This is a genomic window from Fulvivirga aurantia (genome assembly GCF_009711475.1).
GTDB classification, from domain to species: domain Bacteria; phylum Bacteroidota; class Bacteroidia; order Cytophagales; family Cyclobacteriaceae; genus Fulvivirga; species Fulvivirga aurantia.
Genome location: NZ_SMMD01000447.1, coordinates 1 through 2,821, shown reverse-complemented (window position 1 = coordinate 2,821; position 2,821 = coordinate 1). Strand labels below are relative to the sequence as shown.

Annotated in this window: 3 protein-coding genes; 1 reads left to right on the top strand and 2 read right to left on the bottom strand. The window is 40.7% G+C overall.

Annotated elements, in window-relative coordinates:
• Positions 1 to 153 precede the first annotated feature (153 nt).
• Positions 154 to 1,650 carry a YfcC family protein gene (locus tag E1176_RS02880; protein WP_155209073.1) on the bottom strand — a complete coding sequence of 499 codons (1,497 nt, stop codon included), beginning with the start codon at positions 1,648 to 1,650 and terminating at the stop codon, positions 154 to 156.
• A gap of 103 nt (positions 1,651 to 1,753) precedes the next feature.
• Here E1176_RS02880 and E1176_RS02875 point away from each other — a divergent pair, with 103 nt between their 5' ends.
• Entirely contained in the window at positions 1,754 to 2,212 is a 459-nt protein-coding gene (locus E1176_RS02875) for an SRPBCC family protein (protein ID WP_155209072.1), read from the top strand.
• Here the strand turns inward: E1176_RS02875 and E1176_RS02870 are convergent.
• Positions 2,209 to 2,790 carry a nucleotidyltransferase family protein gene (locus E1176_RS02870; RefSeq protein WP_155209071.1) on the bottom strand — a complete coding sequence of 194 codons (582 nt, stop codon included), beginning with the start codon at positions 2,788 to 2,790 and terminating at the stop codon, positions 2,209 to 2,211. The two genes, E1176_RS02875 and E1176_RS02870, sit on opposite strands and share 4 nt — an antisense overlap.
• Between the last annotated feature and the right edge of the window lie 31 nt (positions 2,791 to 2,821).

Genomic DNA, 2,821 nt, shown 5'->3' with positions numbered 1-2,821 from the left:
TTATTGCAGCCAGGCGTAAGAAAAATGGATTTTACAGGCAAACCAATGGCCGGCTATGTTTTTATTGCTCCAGAGGCCATCGATTTAGACTCACAGCTGGAAAATTGGCTTTCTCAGGCCATCGCCTTCAATAAATCTTTAGTTAAATAGCCTTTAAAATATCAGACCCATCCATAAAATACTTATGCCAATAATGGCAAGTATTATCATAAGCGGCCAGGCAAACTTGAGCCATGTATTATAATCGATATTAACCATGGCTAACGAAGGCAGCAACAACCCTGTTGGTGTAATAATATTCATCAGTCCAAAACCAAAGAGATAGGCGTTAACAATTTCCTCCTGAGGCACACCTATCACTTGTGCCAACGAACTCATAATAGGCATGGTGACTACAGCCATACCCGAAGACGAAGAAATAAACAAGGCGAGAAAAAAGAAAACGAACATAAGAGCCGGAAGAAATACAAAGCCAGACATGCCTTCAACCATATTAGCAGCGTAAAAAAGAATAGTATCAGACACCTTTCCTTCATTTAAAATTACTGTTACCCCACGGGCGATACCAATGATGAGTGAAACACCCAGAAGGTCTTTGGCACCCTCCATAAAATCTGCAACAAAGTTTCTTTCACCGATCCTCTGCAGCACACCTATGATGATTGCGGCCACCAGAAATAGTGCTGTCATCTCCTGAAACCACCAGCCTAAAAAGGCGACCCCGTAGATCATTACAGCAAATGTGAGCGCAAATAAGGAAAGTAAGGTTTTGGTTTTTAAGCTTAGCTTTTCGACATTTTCTTCTCTATCAATAACCTTAAACGGACTTTTAATCTTCAACCCATGCAGAAGAGATTTAGTGGGATCTTTCTTTACTTTTTTGGCATACCTCACAATGTAGATGATAGCGGCTGTGGCTCCCAATATGAGCATAGCCAGACGGCTTGCAAACCCAATCGTCCAGTTTACACCTGCTGCGTCTGAAGCGATGATAGTACCAAACGGATTGATGGTGCCACCCATAATCCCTACACAAGATCCTATAAAAACCACTGCCACAGGCACCATAAGATCGTAACCGGCTGCTAGAAAAACCGGCACAAGTATGGGGTAAAAAGCCAGTGTTTCTTCCTGCATGCCGAAGGTCGTACCACCAAGTGCTATCATACTGGTAATTAGCACTATAAGAATACTTTCTCTCCCCTGTAGTTTGTTGGCCAGGTACCCAATGCCCTGATCAAATGCTCCTGAACTATTAAATACGCCAATAAACCCACCAATAATCAGCACAAATAATACAATATCAATGACATCGTACATGCCTTTGATGGGTGCAAATATAATGTCTGCAGGGCCCTGAGGTTGTGGTTCAGTTTTTTGATATGTACCCGGTATTGAAATTGGTTTTTTGATTTTACCTGACTCAAATTTCTCCATACTAATGAGAATACCCATTTCATCGAGTGCTTCCTGAGAAGCCTCTATTTCTCTTGTCCCATCAGTAGACTCAATTTTAAATTTCTCAGAATCAGCGTCATAGCTCAGGGTACTGTAATTACCTGCGGGCAGTAACCAGGTAGTAATTGCCGCTATTACAATCACAAGCATTAGCACCGTGTAAGGTGTAGGAAAGCTAAACTTTAGTCGCATATATTGAGTATTTTTAAACCCTGAAAGATATAAAGAAATCGGGTGTTAAGCCACCTATAAATGGAGGGACGCTTTCGGAATTTATCATCAAAATCAAACGCCTATGAAGTACACATTAGAAATCGTAATCGACTTGCCAAGAGAGGAAGTGATCGCCCTGTTTGACAATCCCGAAAACCTGAAAAAATGGCAAGAGGGCCTGGTAAGCTTTGAGCACTTGAGTGGTGAGCGCGGTAAACCCGGAGCAAAATCAAAGTTGTTTTACAGGATGGGTAAGCGTGAGATTGAAATGATTGAGACTATAACTGTTAGAAATCTTCCGGAAGAGTTTTCCGGCACGTATGAGGCAGATGGCGTTTATAACATTCAGCGCAACTTTTTTAAGGAAAAAGGAAAAGATCAGACTTTATGGATTTCAGAAAGTGAATTTCAATTTTCGGGATTTATGAAACTCATGGGTTGGGTTATGCCTGGTGCTTTTAAAAAGCAATCAAAAAAATTTCTAGTTGCCTTTAAAGAATTTGCTGAAAGTAAATCACCGGTTGCTAACGATAAAGTTTAGTCCTCGTTGAGATAAGATTGCCAATCATCGTCAGTATCAATATCTATTTCACCTTGAGGGAAAGCCACCACTTTAGCCCCGTATTTCTCGATAAGTAATTTGGCTCCTCTATCGTCTGGTATTTTGAGTAGCTCTTTAAAGTATAATCTTGAAAAAAGCACTGGCACACCTACTGCCCCATTATAAGTAGCCGCTATAATTGGGTTCTGTTCATCATAGTGTTCTATCATTTTATACAATGTATTTACCTCAAGCTGAGGTTGATCACAAACCATGATAATTACTCCCTCAAGAAACGGGAAATTATGATTGAGGTGATTGAGTCCGTATTTTAAAGAATTACCCATACCTTTCCTCCAATCGAGGTTAAATATTACCTCAACGTCCAGGTCGGCTATTTCATTTTTATGTTTTTGATAATCAGACCCTAGTACAACCACCGTAGGACCCCGCAAAGTCATTGCCGTGCGTGTGCTTTTTCTTAACAAAGATTCTGAACCAACCCGTAACAGCTGCTTAGAGCCACTCATACGTGAAGATTCACCAGCAGCTAAGACGATCACGCCAATTTCATCCATGTTTTACAATTTGTAGTTGCGCTTTTTATGA

Bases quoted from the DNA above. Each gene is read 5' to 3' on its own strand.
- E1176_RS02870 (WP_155209071.1), bottom strand. From the start codon at position 2,790: ATGGATGAAATTGGCGTGATCGTCTTAGCTGCTGGTGAATCTTCACGT.
- E1176_RS02880 (WP_155209073.1), bottom strand. From the start codon at position 1,650: ATGCGACTAAAGTTTAGCTTTCCTACACCTTACACGGTGCTAATGCTT.
- E1176_RS02875 (WP_155209072.1), top strand. From the start codon at position 1,754: ATGAAGTACACATTAGAAATCGTAATCGACTTGCCAAGAGAGGAAGTG.